The following is a 20,259-nucleotide window of genomic DNA, read 5'->3' on the forward strand; positions in this document are numbered from 1 at the left end:
TCCTGAGCGCGGCTTACTTCTCTTTTTTCACATCAATTACTTTAACAACAACAATGGGTGATCTCTTAAGTCTTTTATAAATAAAATCGGAAATCACTGAATTTAAATGTTTTTCGATATCCCCGTCGATTTTGTCTTCCCTGATGACAGCAGCAGCCAATGCTTCTATTTCGACAATAAAGTCATTGGATTCTCTCAGGTAAACAAAACCCCTTGAAATAATCTGCGGTTTACGGATGAATTCTTCCCCATTTTTAAAGATCAGAATGGAAATGATTCCGCTGTCTGCAAGCTGCTTGCGCTCGCCAAGCAAGGATGTTCCGACATCGCCAATGCCGTTTCCATCTACATAGACAGAGCGGGCCGGCACTTTTCCCGCCTGATGCGCCTTATCACTGGAAACATTCAATACATGTCCGTTGTCTAAAATAAAGATGTCTTCTTCTGGAATAAAGCATTCCATTGCAAGAGTCTGATGCATTTTCTGCATGCGGTATTCACCGTGAATCGGCACCAGAAATTTTGGTTTCAGCAGCTTCAGCATAAGCTTCAGCTCCTCTTGACCGCCATGTCCTGACGTATGAATGTCATAGAGCTTATTATCAATAACATCTGCTCCGGCTTTCATCAGTTTGTTTATAATTCTGTTTACACTCAAGACATTTCCCGGAATCGGGGAAGATGAAAAGATGATCGTATCGCCTTCTTCAATATGGATATGACGATGTTTTCCCTCTGCAATTCTTGAAAGAGCTGCAAAAGGTTCCCCCTGGCTGCCTGTGCACAGGATAGTAAGTTCATTGTTTTTATAGGAACTGATCTCATCCGGATCGATAAACGTTCCGCTTGGCGCTTCAATGTAGCCAAGCTCAAGGCCGATTGATATCGCTCTTTCCATGCTTCTTCCTGTATAGGCTACCTTCCTGCCGCATGCAACAGATGCTTTAATCACCTGCTGAAGACGAAAGACATTAGATGCAAATAAGGCAACAATAATCCGCCCTGACTGTCTTCTGACCAAATCTAAAATATTTTGCCCGATCTTTTTTTCAGATACTGAAAAGCCGGGTACTTCGCTGTTAGTACTGTCGGATAACAAACAAAGGACACCTTCTTGCCCAACCTTGGCAACCCTTGATAAATCCTGCTCCGGTCCTGTCGGTGTCAGGTCGAATTTAAAATCACCTGTATGAACAATGTTCCCTATTGGCGAATGGATGACCACTCCAAACGAATCCGGAATACTGTGAGTTGTCCGGAAGAAGGTGACCTTCAGAGTTTCCAGATTAATCGTGCTTTCTTCTGTTATTTCATGAAGTTCTGCATCTCTGAGCAGGTTGTGCTCCTCAAGCTTGCTTCTGATAAAGCCCATAGCAAGTCTTCCTGCAAATACGGGAACATTCAGCTTTTTTAATAAGAAAGGCACGCCGCCAATATGATCCTCATGTCCATGAGTGATAAAAAGCCCTTTTACTTTATGGGCATTTTTCACTAAGTATGTATAATCAGGGATGATATAATCAACGCCTCTTAATTCTTCGTCAGGGAATTTCACTCCTGAATCGACAATCACAATCTCATCTTTATATTCGACAAGGTACATATTTTTCCCGATTTCACCCATTCCGCCAAGCGGAATAATCTTTACATTTTTCTCTACTGTCATGTTTAGTCTCCTAGCACTGTTGATCACTTTCTTTTTCCGAGTCATTATTTTTACAGCTATTATTTAATTGTATCACACCTTCTGCCTGAGAAAGGGCATTAATAAAACGGTATGAAAAAAGACTGAGACAAAAGCACGCATTGTGCCTTCACATCAGTCTTCTTTTTGGCTTAAACCTTCGTTTTGCCTCTTTTTATAAAAAAGTTATAAAGAAATACAATCACTGCAAGAACAAGTAGAACGTGAATGATTCCGCCTACTACATTAAATACAAGACCGAGCACCCAGAATAAAAGTAAAAGCCCAATTATCGTCCATAACATCGCATTTTCCTTCTTTCTCTCTTTATTATTTTAATTAAAGGTTATCTTCCCTCCATTTTATTAAATAAAACTTTTCCTTTTACTTACGGCTTATCGATTCATTTTCCTTAATGATGTTTTCCTGAAGGGCCATAAGACTTTTCTTGATTAGCGGCTTCCTGAGCAGTTTTCAGCTCTTCTGCAGTTACATTTCCGACGGCAAATTGCTGCTTTGGCATTACATGCATATCCTGTGCTGTGACATGTGTTTTTAATCAACAACGAAAAACCGCCCCAAAAAAATGCGGACGGTTTAAGCTGATTTATAATAATCCTGGCAGTATTACGATTACAGTTGTTCCGTTGGATTTGTCGCTGCTGATCGTAAATTCACCTTCATGCAGCCTGACAATTTCTTTAACAATTGAAATTCCAAGACCCGTTCCGCCTGTCATTCGGCTTCTTGCTTTGTCCGTACGGAAAAAACGTTCTCCTATATGGGCCAGATCATCTTCTGATATTTCATTTCCCTTATTGTTCAGACGAAACAATAGCTGTTTGTTTTCCTCAGTAAGGGTCATTTTAATAGAGCTTTCCTCCGAAGAATACTTTATCGCATTATCCAGGAGATTGTAGAATACTTGCTGCAGCCGTTTAGGATCTCCTGTAACAACTAGATCTTCATGAATATCCAGTTCTGTTTTTAGCTTCTTTTCATTAATTCTGATATCGAATAATGCAAGGGTATCTAAAAATAGCTGAACAATCGCTATAGGTTCAGTATTCAGCGTGTACATGTTTTCCTGAAGATGATCAAGGTCAATTAAATCGGTTATCAGCTTATTCAGGCGATTCGTCTCTCTTTCAATTGTCATCAAATAGTGATCCGCTTCTTCGGGTGAGGCATACATTTGGTGTTTAAGCGCCTGACTGTACCCTCCAATATAAGTTAGAGGCGTTCGAAGCTCATGGACGACATTTGCAAGAAACTCTTTTTTCCTGGCTTCTTGCTCCTCAAGGGACTGACTCATGGAATTGAAGGCGTTCGCCAGCTGCCCAATTTCATCATGATTTTTGTTTAGAAGGCGATTTGAATAATTGCCCTTTGACACTTCTCTTGAAAATTCCTGAAACTCATTCAGCGGCTGAAAAAGAGATCTCCGAATTTGATTAACGGCTAAAAAGAGTATCATAAAAAAGAGAGAGCCGACAAGCAGCAGAATGGGCAGACTGCCTTCGAATACTTCTTGAAGATCTGCTAATGGAACATATATATAGATGAAACCTATAAGCCCTTTTTCGCCCATAATCGGGAAGACGGCGCCTATAATTTCCCGGTTCAATTCTTTTACGTAGCCATCCTTTACAATGTAATCTCCATTTTCAAGGATTTTGCGGTCTTCACCTGTAATTAGAGCTTCATAGTTCACTTCATAGGGAAAATATGCGCTTAAATCATCAATATCATCCAGTACAATCACTTCATATTCAGAGACGACATTGTACCAGTGAATTTTTTCAATAATTTTATCACTCAGTGAACCGTAATGATAGTGAGCGGCAGTCCGCTCGCCCTGATAAATGACAGACTCTTTAATGCTGTTAAAGTACAATTCTTTATATAAAAAATGAAGAAAAAAGAACGAGAATAAGATACTGAAAATGATGCAGATGCCGATCAGCATCAGCACTTTCTGGCTTAAGTTCAGACGTTTCAATCATGACACCTCAAATTTATAGCCTACACCCCATGCTGTTTGAATGAGGTATGCGTGATCCTTCAATTTTAATCTCAGTGTTTTGATATGTGTATCCACTGTTCGCCCAGTAATATACTTTACTTCCCAAACTGATTGCAGGAGCTGTTCTCAAGTAAAAACAGTCCCTTTATTTCTCGCCAGCAGAGACAGGATCTCAAACTCTTTTAAAGTTAAAGACAAGGGCTGATTTTTTATCAGCGCTTTATAGCCAGATGTATCAAGAAACAAGCGGACCAACTGTTAGACGATTACTCAAAACACTGCTCTGCCTCACTCTTCTTAAAACAGATTCAATCCTTGGCAGAAGCTCTCCTTGGTGAAACGGCTTTAGCATATAATCATCCCCGCCAAGCTTAAGGCCCTGTATTTTATCCCATTCTTCCCCTTTCGCAGAAAGAAAAATGAGGGGAATGTGATGGTTCTTTTTCAATTCAGCTGCAAATGAAAATCCATCCATATATGGCATCGTAACGTCCGCGACAATAAGATCCGGCGCTTCATGATTTATCATTTCAAGAGCTTCCATGCCATTAGAAGCTTCAATGACTGAATAGCCCTCAATGACTAGAAATGTTTTTATCAGTGCTCTCATTGCTTCTTCATCATCAATGATCATAACCGTTATTGTATTCACAATTCAGACCCCGCTTTAAAGTTCTATACCAAAGTATAATCTTTATTTTATAATAATGATGTGAAGTTTTTATGAGTTTTTATATAGAGTTCTAATGACAAAAACTTGAAAAAAATGGGGTTCATTATTAAAATTAAGGCTATTAAGACATGATGATAGGCGACGCGTGTTCGCCATAAACGCCTCTGTGCTGATGACTCCTGCTCATAATCAATGTGGGCAGGAGTTTATTTTTTATCTGAAATGGGAGGTTTGCAAGATGAATTATTTATTGATCGGTGCCGGTGGAATAATTGGCAGTTTGCTGAGGTATTCTTTAAGCGGGCTTACCCACCCTTGGCTCAGCAATGGTTTTCCCTTGGGAACCCTTCTTGCGAATTTAATTGGCTGCTTTATTCTCGGATGGTTTACAACTAGTATTGTGAGGCTGAAGCTCTTTCATCCTCATATTTTAGCAGGGCTCGGAACAGGTCTTGTCGGCTCATTCACAACCTTTTCCACCTTTAGCGTTGAAACGGTTCTGCTGCTTCGGAGCGGTTCAATCCTCATGGCGTTTTTCTATGTGCTGCTCAGTTTTGCAGGAGGGCTTTTCGTAACGTGGTACGGTTACACCCTGGGACGCCGCATGTTCAAGAAAAGGGGCGAAGCTGCATCATGAACTTATTATTAATTGCTGCAGGGGGATGTTTAGGGGCCATTGCCCGTTTTATCATCAGCTCACGGATGAATATAAAAAGTCAGACTGGATTTCCGATCGGCACACTCACAGTCAATTTAGCCGGCTCATTCTTGCTCGGGTGGATGACTGGAAAAGGGGTTTCTGAAAACTTTTACTCAATGTTTGGCATTGGATTTATGGGAGCTTTTACAACGTTTTCCACATTCAAACTGGAGAATATCCAGCTGAGAGAAAAGAAAAACAAATCTGTTCTAATTAAATATCTCCTCTTCTCATATGCTGGCGGGCTATTACTGGCATTTATAGGATTATTGTTCGGAATGAATGAACTTTAAATACCGTATAAAAATAAGCGTAGAATCCCCTGATACATGGCATCCTACCTAATGGAGGGATGTATAGTGGAAAAAGACTTACAGCTGTTGAAACAATTAACCGAAACCGAAGGACCTTCAGGTTTTGAAGCACGGATTCATAAGGTGCTAGAAGAAAACATAAGTCAAATAACACCTGAGATACAAAAAGATCATCTTGGAAGTATTGTTGGAGTTACGGGAAAAAAAGGCCCGAAAATCTTAATCGCCGGTCATATGGATGAAGTCGGCCTTATGGTAAAAACCATTACAAATGACGGGTTTTTAAGGTTTCAGACATTAGGCGGATGGTGGGGTCATGTCATGCTTGCGCAGCGCGTAAAAGTGCTGACGAAAAAAGGAGATTTGACAGGTGTCATCGGTTCTAAGGCACCTCATGTTCTATCCATAGAGGAACGCAAAAATGTGCTGAAGCCCGAAAATATGTTTATTGATATTGGTGCATCAAGTAAAGAAGAAGCAGAGAGTTTTGGTGTTCAAGTCGGCGATCCGATCGCGACTGTATGCCCATTCGAAGTGCTTCCAAACCCTAAGTTTCTGCTTGCGCGGAATTGGGATAACCGTGCGGGCTGCTACGTAGCCCTGAAAACATTAGAGAAAGTCGCTGCAGATAAAAAGGCATCAAATATTTTATATGCAGGTGCCACTGTACAAGAAGAAGTGGGCTTAAGAGGAGCTCAGACTTTAGTCAATAAAGTCAATCCTGATCTATCGTTTGCACTTGATGTTGGAGTAGCGGGCGATACACCCGGAATGAAAGAAAAAGAAGGACATACGGTATTAGGAAAAGGGCCATTGCTCGGCTTTTACGATGCAAGCATGATCCCTCATCCAAAGCTCCGTGATTTTGTCGTCGGTGTGGCAAAAGAACTCTCAATCCCGTACCAAGTAGACATCATGCCTGGCGGAGGAACCGATGGAGGGAAATTCCACCTTGGTTATCAGGGGGTTCCTACACTGGTCGTCAGCGTTCCGGCAAGATATATTCACAGCCATGTTTCCATCGTTCACAAAGACGATCTGGATCATGCAGTTGAACTTCTTTATGAAGTCATCAAACGACTGGATGAAAAAACTGTAAAGCAAATAACAGAGATGAATGGGAAAATCCATTGAAATTTATTGTAAAAACGAAGAGACTGTTTAAGAACTCTTCGTTTTTTATTTTTCATTGAAAGATTAAAGAATCCCATTTCGTCTTTCTAATAGGACGACGTCTCTCCAAACTCCATTCATTTTGCCTAAGCGTTCTCTAATCCCAACTTCTCTGAAACCAGCCTTATTATGTAATTTTATGCTCGAAGTGTTTTCAGGAAAAATTCCTGCCTGAAGTGTCCAAAATCCTTCTTTTTCGCTTAATTCTATCATGGAACGCAGCAATGCCGTTCCAATTCCCTCACCCTTAAATGATTGGCCAATATAAATGCTTACGTCAGCCACACCTGCGTATACACATCTTCCTGAGACAGGGCTTAATGCCGCCCACCCGAGAACTTGGTTTCCGCTTTTGACTGCAAGCCGGCACGTTTTTGAATGACTTTTGTCCCAGCTCTCCCAAGAAGGAGCTTCCGTTTCGAATGTAGCGTTGCCAGTTGCAATGCCTTCAAGATAAATAGCTCTAACCTGATCCCAATCGCTTTCTGTCAATTTTTCTATCTGGTAGTCCAAATTTAATTCCCTCCATTATCTTAATTTCTTCTAATTTAACATAAAATTCTGCTTATTTAACCAAAAGAAAAAAGCCTCATTTCTGAGACTTTTCCAAATTAACAGCACTCGCTGCCGCCAATCAAAACGAAACCCGCTCCATCAGGTGTGTTCTCTTTGTCCAGGGTTACACCTTCAACTGAAGAGGAAATTTGAGGATCTAAAGCAACCTTGATGCCATTTACTTCTTGAACGATGTCCGCTTCAAGAGGCGCATCCAGCGATAAACCGATTTGTGGACCGCAGCACCCTGATCCTAATGAATAGACTCTTATTCCTTCAGCATTTCGTTCTTTAAAAATGGTTTCTAATAATTGTTTCGCATTCTCTGTTATCTTCAATTTCTACATCTCCCTCAATACAGTTAAGCTTCTGGATATAATCTTTTTAACGTTTCTTTCATTTCAGGCTTTACATTGATTTTTGGACGTGCTGTTTTTGCCAAGTTTTCAGCTTCTTCGATTGTGTTTGCTTTATCAAGAGCTAAAAGCGTGCCGATTGCTACTGTACCTGTACGGTTGCTGCCTCCTGCACAATGAAAATAAACCTTTTTCCCTTCATTGTAGGCTTTTACAACATGATCAATGGATTTCTTAACAGATTCATCTTGCTGATCCGCATCGTCTACGATAGGGCTATGAACCCGATTATAATTTGAGCTGTTTTCAGGTGCTTCTGCTCTTAAATCAAATACGATGTCTGCTTTTTCATTTGCCATCATATCTTGTGCATCGTCTGCACCGCCAATATAAATGCGATCCTTGATTAATTCGTGATAATTTTTCGTCGTCATGCTGTATCCACCTTCTCCATTAAGTTTAGCTCAAGCAACAAGCTTTTCAGTTGACTGTTAAATAATCCAGCAATTTTTCATAACCCAGTTTTTCTTCCTTCATCCAAGGGATAATAGCAGTTTGAACAGAATGGCTGGATGTTACTTTCCTAATCCAAGCCTTTTCTGAAGTCGCTCTTCCATTTAATACGGGGTCTTTAGTATCCGTTGCATATAAACTCTGGTTAATGACCCACCATTTCGGATGAATCTTTGCCCGGTTTAAGTCGTCCTGCAATCTGCCTGCTTCAAGAACCGGTGTTGCTTCTGCAAGTGTGACAATGACAACTCCAGTCTCATCAGGATTTCTGAGACGGGGAAGCAGTTTTTTAACGCTCTCTGGAACATCACCTGTCGTACGGGTCATTTCTTTATGATAAGCTTCGGCTGAATCGAGCAATAACAAAGTATGTCCTGTCGGAGCTGTATCAATCACTACAATTTCACCTTCAGAACGTTCCACCACATCTGCAAATGCTCTAAATACTGCAATTTCTTCCGTACAAGGCGAGTTTAAATCCTCCTGCAAGTATGCAAGTCCTTCTTCATCCAATTCTTTCCCCGCATTTATAAGAACTTCACGTTTGTATTTTTCGGTTTCTTCAACAGGATTTATACTGCTGATAGAGAGATTGTTATTCCTGATGCTTTGCTCAAACATGTACTCTAAATGTGCTGCCGGATCGGTTGTAGTTAAATGAACGTTATGGCCCTTTTCCGCTAAACCAACAGCTATGGCCGATGCAGCTGTTGTTTTGCCGACTCCGCCTTTACCCATTGTAAAAATAACCCGTGTCCCGCCGTTTGAAAAGCTTTCAACCACTTGGTGCAAGCCCGGTAAGGATATGGAACCTTCTGTTTGGTCTTTTATCTCTGCAACTGGCAATGTGTATTGTTTAAATAAGTATCTTAGGTTTTGAATGCCTGTAAGCGAATAAGAAACATAGGGAAGTGAATAAGTAATCACTTGTTTCAGCGCTTCTGGCATTTCTTCTAATGCATGGCGCTGGCGCTGATAAAAAGCGGCTGAAACTTCATCTTCGGATAAATGTGTTTGCAGCAGGCCATTCACAAGAAGAACTTGATTGTTGATTCCAATTTCTTTTAGCTCAAGTGACGCGCGATTTGCTTCATATAGCGAGGATGCATCTGGCCGGGAAACCAGTACCAGTGTCGTTTGATCCGAATTCGATAAGGCTTCAACTGTTTTGGAGTACAAATCTTTTTTATCTCCCAGACCGGATAAAGGTCCCAAACATGATGCTCCATGAGTGCTTTCCTCTAAAAATCCGCTCCAGGCGGTTGGGAGCTGCAATAATCTAAGAGTATGTCCTGTCGGTGCGGTATCAAAAATGATGTGATCATAAGCATCTACAACTGACGCGTCACCAAGCAATCTTGTAAACTCATCAAATGCAGCAATTTCAACAGTGCAGGCTCCTGATAATTGTTCCTCCATGGTAGCTATAACGGTATCCGGAAGCATCCCCCGATAGGGACCAACTACTTTTTCACGATAAACACTTGCAGCTTCTTCAGGATCAAGATTACATGCATACAAACGTTCAACTGAAGGGACTGGTACGATTTGATTGGTCAGTTCCAGTTCAAGGACATCCTGAAGATTGGAAGCAGGATCTGTACTGACTAATAAAACCTTTTTCCCCAGATCTGCCAGGGCAACTGCTGTCGCACAAGCTGTGGATGTCTTGCCGACTCCGCCTTTCCCAGTGAAAAATAAGTAAGGAGTTTTAATTCCATTTTTCGGATTAAAAGGCTGGTACATTTCCATTCACCTAACTTTCCTCTTACAATTGATTGAGATTGATGGACAGTCTAGCTTTAGGTTTTTGGTTTAACTCATCCTGATTGACATGGAACCACTCCGCAAATTCTTCTGTTGAAGGGTAAGATCCCTCTTTTACGACTTCACCATCAAGAAGAGTAATTGGCAGAACGTCAGGTCCTTTTTCATGAAGCTTTTGATTGATGAGATTGTTGTTGGCGAATTCACAAGGATCGTTAGCAAGGTTGTATCTCTTGATTACATATCCCTTTTGACTTAACGAATAAACCGCTGATGCAACGCGAGTTAATTCAGGATCCACACTTGGACCGCAAACTCCGGTTGAACAGCACATAGCCGGATCAAAAATCTCTACTTTTTTTATCATTGTAATCTCCTTCATTAAAATATAATGATTTACTTATGCGTATTATAGAAAGAAAGCCGGGAGAAGATCTCTCGGCTTTTCTGTTTTATTATTCGCCCGTCTTGGCAAAACTCTCAATTCTTTCGCCAATTTCATCACGTACACGCTGGAAGAATGCCCATTTCTCTTCTTCCGTGCCTTCTGCTTTCGCAGGATCGTCAAATCCCCAATGCACGCGTTTGATGTGCGGAGGTGTTACAGGGCAATTGTCAGCTGCATGTCCGCAAAGTGTAACAATTAAGTCTGCATTGTGTAAGATTTCAGGATCAATGACATCTGAGGTTTGGCTTGAAATATCAATTCCAGTTTCTTTCATTGCCTTAACAGCGTTCGGATTTAAACCATGCGCCTCAAGTCCTGCACTTTTCACATCCCACTCTTCGCCAAGATGTTTTTTCGCCCAGCCTTCAGCCATTTGGCTTCTGCAAGAATTTCCAGTACATAAGAAATAGATTGTTTTTTTAGACATAGATGCAGTCTCCTTTTAAGTTGAGTTTGATGTTTTTTAGATAATGAGAAGCCACAGATACAGTCCAACAAGTGTTATAAACAAGGTTGGAATCGTTAAAATGATACCTGTTTTAAAATAAGTGCCCCAGGATATTTTGACGCCTTTTAAGCTCAGTACATGTAGCCATAATAAAGTGGCAAGAGAACCGATTGGCGTGATTTTAGGTCCTAAATCAGAACCAATCACATTTGCATAAATCAATGCTTCTCTTAGCGTGCCCGCAGTATCTGTACCTGAGATGGCTAATGCATCAATCATGACAGTCGGCATGTTGTTCATGAACGAAGACAAGACTGCAGCAATGAAGCCCATTGAAATCGTTGCGGCAAATAATCCTTGATCAGCTGCTACCTGTATCACATCAGCTAAAACATCTGTTAATCCGGCATTTCTGAGACCGTACACGACGACATACATCCCAATAGAGAAGAAAACAATTGCCCATGGAGCTCCTTTTAACACTTTTTTGGTATGAACAGCTGGGCTTCGTCTAGCCATAGCCAAGAAGAAAATGGCGACCACTCCAGCAACAATGGATACTGGGATATGCAATAACTCACTAATGAAATATCCAATGAGCAGAACGCCTAGGACGATCCAAGAAAGTCGGAACATTTTTTCGTCTTTAATCGCAGCCTTTGGAGTCTTCAAATCTGCAAGGTTATAATTTCTTGGTATGCTTTTACGGAAGAACAAGTATAAAACGAGGATACTCGCACCTAAAGCAAAAAAGTTAGGAACAATCATTCTTGAAGCATATTCGATAAAACCAATATCAAAGTAATCAGCAGAAACGATATTCACTAAGTTGCTGACTACCAGCGGCAATGATGTTGTATCGGCGATAAATCCACTTGCGATGATAAATGGAAAGACCATTTTCTCTTCAAAATTCAGGTTTCGAACCATTGCAAGAACAATGGGAGTTAAAATGAGGGCGGCACCGTCATTCGCAAAGAACGCAGCGACAAGTGCTCCTAAAATCGATACATAAACAAACATTCTAACGCCGTTTCCTCTTGCTGCTCTTGCCATATGCAAGGCAGACCATTCAAAGAAACCAATCTCATCTAAGATCAGAGAGATGATAATAATTGCAATAAATGCAAGTGTCGCATTCCAGACAATCGACGTGACATCAATGACGTCACCAAAATCAACCACTCCAACTAATAAAGCAACTAAAGCTCCTCCACAGGCAGACCAGCCGATAGAGAGATTTTTAGGCTGCCAAATCACTAAGATGAGAGTTAAAAGAAAAATGATGAAAGCTAAAAGTACTGAAGTCAATCTTTCTTCCCCTCTCTATTCACAGGTAATACGCAATCCTTGTGCTTCTAGTTCTTTTAATAAGTTATCTTGTGCAGGTAAATAATTTAATAATCCTTTAATGATTGGATAGTATTCATTTTCTTTATTTGTGGAATAAAAAATCCATTGGCCTTTGCGGTTTTCTTTTACCAATCCTGCATCACGAAGTTTTCGCAAATGCTGACTGATTGCTGGCTGACTTGTTTTAAAAATCGCTGTAAATTCACAGACACAGCAATCATTTGTCTCGAGCATTTTCATCATCGTGAGACGTGTTTTATCTCCAAGCAATTTAAGTATTTGAGACACCTTCTGAATATCAAGCGTTGAACTCACTTCCAAATTACCAACACCTCCATGTCGAAATTCATTATATAACATTACACTTATATAACAAAGTGCTTATATATAAAAATTTTGTAAATTTATTGTGAGTATATTTTTGGGGTCAAAAAAGAAAAAACTTGGATTTAAACTCCAAGCTTCAAGATTTCAATCAACTATGTAAGTTATTTTTTATTCGAATTGATCCTGCTGCCTTTTCATCAAGGTATAGGAAAAACCATAGAATCCCTATAGCTGTAAACAGACAGGCACCTCCCCAATACAAATAGATAAATCCGCGGTTAAGCTCAATGAGCATGTAACTAAGAAATGGCCCCAATGCGGCACCTACATCCTGAACAATTGAGTAGAGTGTAAGGAAAGAGACAACATTTGCACTCTTTGCTGCATCAATTGCAAGGGCATCTGACAGAGTAGAAATAGCTGTAGCACCTAATAAAACTGCAAGCATCACAATGGTCCATAACCATATGGGCAGGCTGTATGAAATCATTCCAAATAAAACCGCTGTTAAGATACAGGAGAGGATAAATAGGGGAATTCTTCCGTTTGAACCATCCGACAAGAAACCAATTTTTCTGCCAAGGAACGGTTCCCACATCCATCTTGCAGACTGGATCATTCCTGATAAAAAAGTCACACTGACGATGAAGCCAAGGAAACTGATTTGCTGACCATAATGATAGTCTATGAGTGAGGTTAAAGTTGAAGTCAGCACTCCTTGAATCAGCAAGGTAATAAAAAAGCCGCTGATTATAATTAGAAGTTTACGCTTAAATACAAATAAAAAAGCAGCGGGCATTAATGGATCTGATTGGGTGTCTTTTTGAGCATCGTTCTTTTTTGAAAAGGAAAATAAAATGAGCGGAAGTCCAAGCAATGTCAGTATGCCGAATACTGCAGAGACCAAAGTCAAACCTAATACCGGAACGAATAATCCTCCAAGCAGCATTCCAAACAAACTGCCCAGACGATAGATTCCGTTGTATAACCCCATCGCTTCACCGCGATGGTTTTCATCCGCATATATTGCCACACTGGAAAGTCCGCCGATTCGAAAAAATGACCAGGCAATTCCCCATAAGCCACGGAGGATAACCCAAGCGATAAAACCCTTAAATACACCATATCCAAGAGTAGTAAATGCTCCAATAATGATTGCAATGATCAGCCCGGTTTTTAAGGAGATTTTTTTATAAATCCATCCTGCAATTGGATTGAAGGGCAGACGAATAAACCGATTGATGGAAAGAAGAATTCCCACCTGCCAAATGGAGTCGAGGCCTGCTTCTCTCCAGAAAATAGGCAAGGCAATATAAAGCATGGAATCTCCAAGTAAACTTAGTGCTGTAATGATGGCAACCATTGTAATCACTTTTTGATTCTGATCGTTCCTTTTTGAATCCCCCATTGCAGCATATCACCTGCTTTCAAATTCCTATTGCTTTAGTGCTTCATACGCCTTAAGAAATTGTTTATAGCTTTCATTTCCTAAATAATCTTCTTTTGAACGAAAGAGGCGTTCAAATGTCAAATTGCGAGCCTGTTCAACTGAACATTCAAATGCATTCATAATCAAATTCATATAGGCAATGAAATACTCTGTCCTTAAAGCGCCTGCGTGATTGATCACCATACACTCAACCCCTGTATCTCAGTTTATTTTTCAGACAGAAAGGGAGAACAGAATTCTCCCTTATTCTAATTAACAGCAAGAACTAGTTTCGTCACAGGAAGATTTAGACGATTTACTATTCAAACTGCACACACCTGTCTCAGGGAGATCTAATTCGACTTTTTCAGCTGCTGCCTGATCTCCGCTTAGATGTGCGACAACTGATCTTACTTGCTCATATCCGGTTGCCATCAAGAATGTAGGGGCACGGCCATAACTCTTGGCACCGACAATATAAAAATTCTTTTCCGGCTGACGAAGTTCCTTCTCACCATGCGGACGTACAGTTCCACAGCTATGAATATTAGGATCAATGAGAGGGGCTAAAGCTTCTGTACTCTCGGTTGAAGGATCAATTGATGTACGCAGTTCACTGACTATTGTAAGATCTGGACGGCTCCCTGTATTGACAATTACTTCCTCTATTCCTGAAAGAGTACGATTTTTTCCATTTTGTGTACCAATCATATCTATACCGTTTATTGAACTTTTAAGATTCTGAATAAAAAATGGCGTTTCTACCGTTATCAGCTTTTGATCAACTAGCTGATGGATACGGCTGCCTAGTGCACCTCTTGCTGCCAGAGCATCTTTTTCTTCCCCGCCATAGGCATCTTCAACATTTTTCCTCCTCATTACCCAAATGATTTCAGTATCTGGGTGAGCTTCTTTCAGTTTCACAAGTTCTAATAAAGCATTAATTGCTGAATGGCCGCTGCCCACAACTGAAACTCTTTTATTTGCATACCGATCTATTTCTTTTCCCAAAATATCAGGAATACCGTAAAAAATTTGTTGGTGAAGGGATTTTTCATCATTGAGCCATATACCATTTGAAGTCGATGGATTTGGGTTCCCCCATGTTCCTGTTGAATCCAGCACTGCTCTTGCCTCAAACGTTTGAAACACACCATCATTTTCTGCGTTGATGATAAACGGGACTCCATCACGATTTGCCGTTTTCATTTTATCGGTATCTTTTTTACCAATGGATAAAACCTTTGTATTTAAATATAAAAATGGCTGTATTTCTGGAAGGTTGGATAGTGGATGCAAATATTGCTCAACGAGGTCCTTTCCTGTTGGTAAAGCTTCTGGATCAGGATGATTCCACTTATGCTTTTCGAGTAATGATGACGCAGTTTTATCAATGTTATAGCGCCATGGTGAAAATAACCGCACATGTCCCCATGATAAAATGTTTGCCCCAGCCTGACTGCCTGCTTCGAATAAGATAAAGGATTCTCCCCTGCTTACTAAATTGGCAGCTGCTGCAAGGCCTACTGGACCGGCTCCAATTATGGCGACTGGCAGTTTAGTTTTAGATTCATGAGCCCCCTCAAGTTTTGTTGGAGCAAATTGATTTGTTGGTGCACAGCAACCGTTTACTTTCAGTGAGATAGTTGAATTTTCCATAAAAATCCTCCTCATTTATAATTAAATTAAATCAAAAATAATTGATATTGTTGTGACAGAAGCACCCTAACATGATTGAAATACTAATTTAATGAGCTCTTAATTTACCTTCCTCAGGTATTTAGCAAGGATATTTACAACATATTTGGCGTCTGGTCCCACCCCCCTTATTGTCGCGGAAGAAAAGGACCGTTGTCCTTCCAGACCAACATAATACATCCCTGGGACTGATGTGCTGATTCCTGCTTTTTGCTTTGGTTTACCTTTATTGTCTAGTGCATCTGTAGAATAGAGATAAGAAAAGTCCGTTTGAAACCCAGTAGCAAATATAACCGTATCCACAGGTTCTTTTGTTCCATCCTGCCAAATGACACCTTCCCTAAAAAAGGAGGTAAACATAGGTAATTGATTTGGCTTTCCTTCAGCAAGTTGTTTCTCGTATTGCCCTAAATCGATGACTGAATCAGGTATCGGCACTCTTAAGCCAAATCTCAAAAACGGGAATGTATCAATTCCAAATACCTTAATCCAAAAATGCAAATCCTTACCCAAAAAACTTTGTTTCAAAAAGTGTATAGGTTTCCTAACCGCTAAAGAAGTTCTGCTTTTATCTGAAAGTTCAACAGCAATTTGAACCGCTGAATTCCCACGACCAACCACTAACACTCTTTGGTTGGTGAATGGTTCTGGCTTTTGATATTGGGAAGAATGAATAACGAGTCCTTGAAATGTCTCCATTTCCTTAATTTCCGGAGTATAAGGATTTTGAAAAGATCCTGTTGCATTTATTAAGGATTGAGTTTCAAATACTTCTCCAGTAAATGTATGCACTTTGTACCCTCTTTTGGTATTCTCCACTCTAGTGACTCTTTGCTTGTTGAGGATTGGTAATTGAAACTGCCTGGCATAATTCTTTAAATATTGGATGACTTCATCTTTTAAAGGGTAGCGTTTGTTATCATCTGATATTCTCAACCCAGGCAGTGACGAATAAGGAGCTGGGGAAAATAATTTTAAGCTATCGTAATGGTTCGACCAAGATCCCGTTGCCCTATCATTCGCTTCTAAAATAAGAAAATGAAGACCTTTCTTTTTTAAATAATATCCAGATGCCAGACCAGCTTGACCTCCTCCAATTACAATCGAATCATACATTCTTTTCATCCCCCTCATAAATTATTTGCATAATGCAAGTATAATTAAAGAAAAATCACCCCAGCGGAGTGGTGCAGCATACGCTCGATTTTGCCATAGATGCGTTCAGCAGCTTGATTGAGCGAATGACCGTTTCTTTTTCAAATTCATTCATGTGAGAAAAAACCTCATCCAAATATGCATTCATCTGATGATCAATCGTTGCAGCAACAAATTTCCCTTCAGTCGTAAGTGAAAGAACATGAACTCTTCTATCATCAGGATGCGGTGTCTTTTTAATTAAGTTCATCTTCATCAAAGATTGGATTTGACGGCTGAAAGTCGTAATATCTGTACCGAGAACGTCAGCTACTTGCTGAACAGACGGCTGATGCAAATGTTCAATTTCATAAAGAATATGGCTCTGTATTAAAGAAATATCAATTCCCCCTGCTGTGCAGCAGTTTTTATTAAGTAAGCCAAAGCGCCGGGTCATGATTTGAAATAGTTCTCGAGTGTTTTCCATCTAATCACCTCATACTTTAGTTATACGCTTATTGTTTGTAATTTGCAACTAATTTATTTCTTATTTTTCAGTTTTTTTATTAAATAAGAAACTGGCCCGAAACAGCCGATAGCATACGGCCTTTCGCGCCAGCTCCTTTTCTTGATTTAATTACAAATACTTCCGATGAATCGCCTTTCCGTCATACGTAAACAAAACAGGCTTCCCTTCCAGAATCGACTCCATGTGTACTGCGCGTCCCCACAGCTGATGAATATAAGGAAGCACTTTTTCAAGATATTTTAAATCGAGTTCAATATCTTCGTACCAGTGCTTCAAGTACAATTCATTATTCTTAAGGTAATCCCCATCGTTCACTGTAATGTACGGAAACCCTCCATTTACACGCATGTTGATTAACTGGTCCCGGACATTTTCCCACTCTTTATCGACAACCTTGTAATCTCTTCCCTGCTTTTGAAAGAGATACATGTCTTCTCTTGCGACAAGATCCTTTGTCAAATAATTTCGAATAAACGACAAGTCAGATTCGACTTCCCGCACTTCAAACATTTTTTCTCGGCCAGAGTTAGGCTCTACCCCGCGTCTTTTCATGTCTTCTGTGGGATTGTTGTACCGTTCTTCGATGTCTTCAAAAATTTTAAGTCCTAAATAATAAGGATTAATACCAGTCCTTGATGGCTGAACGACACCTGCATTCAGCTTTGCAAATTCAATGGACTCATCTGTGGTTAGGTCAAGCTCTCTCAGTATCCGCTGATGCCAGAAGGATGCCCAGCCTTCGTTCATGATTTTTGTTTCGAGCTGCGGCCAGAAATAGAGCATTTCCTCCCGCATCATCGTGAGGATATCGCGCTGCCAGTCTTCCAGGTCCCTGCTGTATTCTTCTATAAACAGCAGGATGTCCTTTTCAGGTGATGGCGGAAACTTCTTATTCTTTTTTGGAGGAGCCCCTTTTGGCTTTTCCTTATCATCCAATTTCCACAAATCATCATACGGAGAAGCCTTTTTAACATCCTCCTCTTCAGCATCTCCCATTGTCCAAGAAAGCTTTGGCCGCATTAAGGACGGATCGATATGCTCCTGAATCGCAAGCACCGCATCCAAGAATGTCTCAACCTCTGCTCTGCCATGATCAATTTCATATTGTTTAATGCGGTCGGCTGTGGCAGCCATGCTTTCAACCATATCGCGCTTCGTATTTTGAAACCTGCTGTTATTTTTGAAAAAGTCACAATGGGCAAGGACGTGAGCCACAATTAATTTATTTTGAATCAGGGAGTTGGTATCAAGCAAAAACGCATAGCATGGATCCGAATTGATGACCAATTCGTAGATTTTGCTTAATCCAAGGTCATAGTGAAGCTTCATTTTGAAGAATTGTTTTCCGAAGCTCCAGTGTGAAAAACGAGTCGGCATTCCGTAAGCACCAAATGTATAAATGATATCAGCAGGACAAATTTCATACCGCATCGGATAATAGTCAAGTCCAAATCCATCTGCAATTTCCGTAATTTCCGCAATGGCATATTCCAGTGATTTCCGGTAAACTTCGTTCACGCGTTTTCCCCCTATCTCGTCTTTAAGACAATGTATGAATGGCGGGCGGAAAAGATGAAGGAAATCCGTTCAGAAAAGCTGTTGGCAAGTGCAATGCAGGAAAGCAATCAGCACATAAAAGCGAAATCTTGTTTTTCCCTAGCCTTTTTCACATTCATTTAGCCATTTTCATAAATTTACTAGCTCGTTTTTTTTAATTTAACTTATTTATTGTAAAATGAGCCATTTTTCTTTCTATTAATTGTTCTTTCTTTTTAGCACGAGATTAGGAATTTCCGATACAAATAAAAAAGCATGAATCCTTATGGCAGGATTCATGCTTTTCACTCTAATTAAACACGTTCAGGCTTTACATACATATTTTGCTTTAGCGTTCGTTTTTGCCAAATGATTGTCATAACTAGCGTCACAACAAGGAAGGCAAGACCTAATACGAAAGGATACACGATCTGAACATCATAAAGCATACCTGCAAGCGTTGGTCCAAGAATATTTCCGATGCTCATATAGGCATTATTCATTCCCATTGCAAAACCTTGTTCGTCTCCAGCCATTTTTGAAATAAGCGTATTAAGCACGGGACGAAGGATAGATGTTGCAAGGAAAATAAGCAGTGTAACGCCAAAGAAAAGAACATAGCTTGAAGCAAACAGCGACAGAAAAAATCCTAGGGCTGCTATGGCAAGGAAAATGTTCAGGACCATTCCTTCACCAAATCTTCTTACGACACGGTCCACTACAAATAACTGGACAATAACACTTATAATTCCCGTTGAAGTAATCATAAGGGCGATTTGCTGCGGCGTGGCATTAAATTGATTGTCTACAAAAAGGCCAAGCACTGATTCGTAAGCCATCAGGCCAAAACTCATGACAAGAGTAATCATAAGCGGGACAAAATACGGCATGCGCACTGAGCGCATCATCTTTTTAGCCATTGATTCAGTATCTTGCGTCATAGCCATTGCAGAAGCATCCTTCGTTTCGCTTTCTTCAAGGACAACGATGGAGAAAATCACGGCTGCCAAAGATACGATTGCGGAAATCAAAAAAGGCATTTTCAGGCCAAAATCTGCAAGAAATCCGCCGATTCCAGGTCCTACTACGATGCCGAGCGACATGGCTGCAGAAACAAAACTGTTTCCTTTTGCCCGCTGATCCATTGACGTGATATCTGCAACATATGCAAAGATAGCCGGAACTAGCAACGCTGCACCGATTCCTCCAATCACACGTGAAGCATAAAGCCACCAAATGGAATCAACTGCATAAAAGACAAACATGGAAAGAGTCAATCCAATTAACCCGTAAATAATCATTTTTCTGCGGCCGTATTGATCCGCCCATTTACCGGCTATTGGAGAAAAGATAAGCTGTGCTCCGGCAAAAATAGCAATCATTAAACCAGCTGCTGTACCGCCCTGATTAATGGATTCCAGATAGGCAGGCAGAATGGGAATGATAATCCCAAAGCTTCCAATCGCAATAAACATGTTGATCATCAAAATAAACATTTTTTTCTTTTGTTCTGCTGACAAAATGACAGCCCCTCTTTCTATAATAAACTGCTGCATCAGGCATTTTTTTCAAATACTTAACTATGTTAAGTTGTTT

At 40.3% G+C, this 20,259-nt stretch carries 23 protein-coding genes; 3 read left to right on the forward strand and 20 right to left on the reverse strand.

Annotated elements, in window-relative coordinates:
* Positions 1 to 13: 13 nt before the first annotated feature.
* The 5 genes from QFZ72_RS24685 to QFZ72_RS24705 all read right to left on the reverse strand — a co-directional run bounded on the left by QFZ72_RS24685 (position 14) and on the right by QFZ72_RS24705 (position 4,362).
* Entirely contained in the window at positions 14 to 1,666 is a 1,653-nt protein-coding gene (locus tag QFZ72_RS24685) for a ribonuclease J (protein ID WP_307438714.1), read from the reverse strand.
* A gap of 170 nt (positions 1,667 to 1,836) precedes the next feature.
* Positions 1,837 to 1,989 carry a lmo0937 family membrane protein gene (locus QFZ72_RS24690; protein WP_307438715.1) on the reverse strand — a complete coding sequence of 51 codons (153 nt, stop codon included), beginning with the start codon at positions 1,987 to 1,989 and terminating at the stop codon, positions 1,837 to 1,839.
* A gap of 302 nt (positions 1,990 to 2,291) precedes the next feature.
* On the reverse strand, positions 2,292 to 3,686 hold the full coding sequence (locus QFZ72_RS24695) for a sensor histidine kinase (RefSeq protein ID WP_307438717.1): 1,395 nt from the start codon (positions 3,684 to 3,686) through the stop codon (positions 2,292 to 2,294).
* Positions 3,687 to 3,785 carry a winged helix-turn-helix domain-containing protein gene (locus QFZ72_RS24700; RefSeq protein ID WP_307438719.1) on the reverse strand — a complete coding sequence of 33 codons (99 nt, stop codon included), beginning with the start codon at positions 3,783 to 3,785 and terminating at the stop codon, positions 3,687 to 3,689.
* 160 nt (positions 3,786 to 3,945) lie between these two features.
* Positions 3,946 to 4,362 (reverse strand): response regulator transcription factor, encoded by a 417-nt coding sequence (locus tag QFZ72_RS24705; protein ID WP_307438722.1) that lies wholly within the window; start codon positions 4,360 to 4,362, stop codon positions 3,946 to 3,948.
* Between the two features lie 259 nt (positions 4,363 to 4,621).
* Between QFZ72_RS24705 and crcB (QFZ72_RS24710) the strand changes: the two genes are divergently transcribed.
* The 3 genes from crcB (QFZ72_RS24710) (at position 4,622) to QFZ72_RS24720 (ending at position 6,531) form a co-directional block, all read left to right on the forward strand.
* Positions 4,622 to 5,020 carry a fluoride efflux transporter CrcB gene (gene crcB / locus QFZ72_RS24710; RefSeq protein WP_307438724.1) on the forward strand — a complete coding sequence of 133 codons (399 nt, stop codon included), beginning with the start codon at positions 4,622 to 4,624 and terminating at the stop codon, positions 5,018 to 5,020.
* A complete protein-coding gene (gene crcB / locus QFZ72_RS24715; protein ID WP_307439988.1) occupies positions 5,014 to 5,376 on the forward strand; it encodes a fluoride efflux transporter CrcB in 363 nt (120 codons plus the stop codon). Before crcB (QFZ72_RS24710) ends, crcB (QFZ72_RS24715) begins: the two co-directional genes overlap by 7 nt.
* 66 nt (positions 5,377 to 5,442) lie before the next feature.
* Entirely contained in the window at positions 5,443 to 6,531 is a 1,089-nt protein-coding gene (locus QFZ72_RS24720; protein ID WP_373464634.1) for a M42 family metallopeptidase, read from the forward strand.
* 63 nt (positions 6,532 to 6,594) lie between these two features.
* On the opposite strand, the gene QFZ72_RS24725 is transcribed toward QFZ72_RS24720, so the two are convergent.
* The 15 genes from QFZ72_RS24725 to QFZ72_RS24795 all read right to left on the reverse strand — a co-directional run bounded on the left by QFZ72_RS24725 (position 6,595) and on the right by QFZ72_RS24795 (position 20,183).
* Complete coding sequence (locus QFZ72_RS24725; protein WP_307438725.1) at positions 6,595 to 7,083, reverse strand: GNAT family N-acetyltransferase; 489 nt, start codon at positions 7,081 to 7,083, stop codon at positions 6,595 to 6,597.
* Between the two features lie 98 nt (positions 7,084 to 7,181).
* The gene (locus QFZ72_RS24730) at positions 7,182 to 7,463 is read right to left on the reverse strand and encodes a HesB/IscA family protein (RefSeq protein ID WP_307438726.1); all 282 of its coding nucleotides are present in this window, start codon (positions 7,461 to 7,463) and stop codon (positions 7,182 to 7,184) included.
* Between the two features lie 23 nt (positions 7,464 to 7,486).
* Entirely contained in the window at positions 7,487 to 7,915 is a 429-nt protein-coding gene (locus tag QFZ72_RS24735) for a protein-tyrosine phosphatase family protein (RefSeq protein WP_307438727.1), read from the reverse strand.
* A gap of 46 nt (positions 7,916 to 7,961) precedes the next feature.
* Positions 7,962 to 9,740: an arsenical pump-driving ATPase gene (gene arsA, locus QFZ72_RS24740; protein ID WP_307439991.1), complete on the reverse strand. Its 1,779-nt coding sequence runs from the start codon at positions 9,738 to 9,740 to the stop codon at positions 7,962 to 7,964.
* Positions 9,741 to 9,762: 22 nt separating this feature from the next.
* The gene (gene arsD, locus QFZ72_RS24745) at positions 9,763 to 10,125 is read right to left on the reverse strand and encodes an arsenite efflux transporter metallochaperone ArsD (RefSeq protein WP_307439993.1); all 363 of its coding nucleotides are present in this window, start codon (positions 10,123 to 10,125) and stop codon (positions 9,763 to 9,765) included.
* Positions 10,126 to 10,216: 91 nt separating this feature from the next.
* Positions 10,217 to 10,636: an arsenate reductase (thioredoxin) gene (gene arsC / locus QFZ72_RS24750; protein WP_307438729.1), complete on the reverse strand. Its 420-nt coding sequence runs from the start codon at positions 10,634 to 10,636 to the stop codon at positions 10,217 to 10,219.
* Positions 10,637 to 10,672: 36 nt separating this feature from the next.
* Entirely contained in the window at positions 10,673 to 11,968 is a 1,296-nt protein-coding gene (locus QFZ72_RS24755) for an arsenic transporter (RefSeq protein ID WP_307438731.1), read from the reverse strand.
* Between the two features lie 15 nt (positions 11,969 to 11,983).
* Positions 11,984 to 12,331, reverse strand: coding sequence for an ArsR/SmtB family transcription factor (locus QFZ72_RS24760; protein ID WP_307438733.1), 348 nt, complete (start codon positions 12,329 to 12,331; stop codon positions 11,984 to 11,986).
* Positions 12,332 to 12,485: 154 nt separating this feature from the next.
* Positions 12,486 to 13,745: an MFS transporter gene (locus tag QFZ72_RS24765; protein WP_307438735.1), complete on the reverse strand. Its 1,260-nt coding sequence runs from the start codon at positions 13,743 to 13,745 to the stop codon at positions 12,486 to 12,488.
* A 27-nt stretch (positions 13,746 to 13,772) separates the two neighbouring features.
* A complete protein-coding gene (locus tag QFZ72_RS24770; protein ID WP_307438736.1) occupies positions 13,773 to 13,970 on the reverse strand; it encodes a hypothetical protein in 198 nt (65 codons plus the stop codon).
* Positions 13,971 to 14,039: 69 nt separating this feature from the next.
* Positions 14,040 to 15,425, reverse strand: a complete 1,386-nt coding sequence (locus QFZ72_RS24775) for an NAD(P)-binding domain-containing protein (RefSeq protein WP_307438738.1) — start codon at positions 15,423 to 15,425, stop codon at positions 14,040 to 14,042.
* A gap of 99 nt (positions 15,426 to 15,524) precedes the next feature.
* Positions 15,525 to 16,589 (reverse strand): flavin-containing monooxygenase, encoded by a 1,065-nt coding sequence (locus tag QFZ72_RS24780; protein WP_307438739.1) that lies wholly within the window; start codon positions 16,587 to 16,589, stop codon positions 15,525 to 15,527.
* Between the two features lie 46 nt (positions 16,590 to 16,635).
* The gene (locus QFZ72_RS24785) at positions 16,636 to 17,085 is read right to left on the reverse strand and encodes a MarR family winged helix-turn-helix transcriptional regulator (protein ID WP_307438740.1); all 450 of its coding nucleotides are present in this window, start codon (positions 17,083 to 17,085) and stop codon (positions 16,636 to 16,638) included.
* Between the two features lie 150 nt (positions 17,086 to 17,235).
* Positions 17,236 to 18,645, reverse strand: a complete 1,410-nt coding sequence (locus QFZ72_RS24790; protein WP_307438741.1) for a SpoVR family protein — start codon at positions 18,643 to 18,645, stop codon at positions 17,236 to 17,238.
* A gap of 332 nt (positions 18,646 to 18,977) precedes the next feature.
* Complete coding sequence (locus QFZ72_RS24795; RefSeq protein WP_307438742.1) at positions 18,978 to 20,183, reverse strand: MFS transporter; 1,206 nt, start codon at positions 20,181 to 20,183, stop codon at positions 18,978 to 18,980.
* Between the last annotated feature and the right edge of the window lie 76 nt (positions 20,184 to 20,259).

This window comes from Bacillus sp. V2I10, assembly GCF_030817055.1.
Lineage (GTDB): Bacteria > Bacillota > Bacilli > Bacillales > Bacillaceae > Bacillus_P.

Excerpts from the sequence above, each read along its gene's own strand:
- QFZ72_RS24685 (WP_307438714.1), bottom strand. The coding sequence starts at position 1,666 with ATGACAGTAGAGAAAAATGTAAAGATTATTCCGCTTGGCGGAATGGGT.
- QFZ72_RS24690 (WP_307438715.1), bottom strand. The coding sequence starts at position 1,989 with ATGTTATGGACGATAATTGGGCTTTTACTTTTATTCTGGGTGCTCGGT.
- crcB (WP_307438724.1), top strand. The coding sequence starts at position 4,622 with ATGAATTATTTATTGATCGGTGCCGGTGGAATAATTGGCAGTTTGCTG.
- QFZ72_RS24735 (WP_307438727.1), bottom strand. The coding sequence starts at position 7,915 with ATGACGACGAAAAATTATCACGAATTAATCAAGGATCGCATTTATATT.
- arsA (WP_307439991.1), bottom strand. The coding sequence starts at position 9,740 with ATGTACCAGCCTTTTAATCCGAAAAATGGAATTAAAACTCCTTACTTA.
- arsC (WP_307438729.1), bottom strand. The coding sequence starts at position 10,636 with ATGTCTAAAAAAACAATCTATTTCTTATGTACTGGAAATTCTTGCAGA.
- QFZ72_RS24765 (WP_307438735.1), bottom strand. The coding sequence starts at position 13,745 with ATGGGGGATTCAAAAAGGAACGATCAGAATCAAAAAGTGATTACAATG.
- QFZ72_RS24770 (WP_307438736.1), bottom strand. The coding sequence starts at position 13,970 with ATGGTGATCAATCACGCAGGCGCTTTAAGGACAGAGTATTTCATTGCC.
- QFZ72_RS24775 (WP_307438738.1), bottom strand. The coding sequence starts at position 15,425 with ATGGAAAATTCAACTATCTCACTGAAAGTAAACGGTTGCTGTGCACCA.
- QFZ72_RS24780 (WP_307438739.1), bottom strand. The coding sequence starts at position 16,589 with ATGAAAAGAATGTATGATTCGATTGTAATTGGAGGAGGTCAAGCTGGT.
- QFZ72_RS24785 (WP_307438740.1), bottom strand. The coding sequence starts at position 17,085 with ATGGAAAACACTCGAGAACTATTTCAAATCATGACCCGGCGCTTTGGC.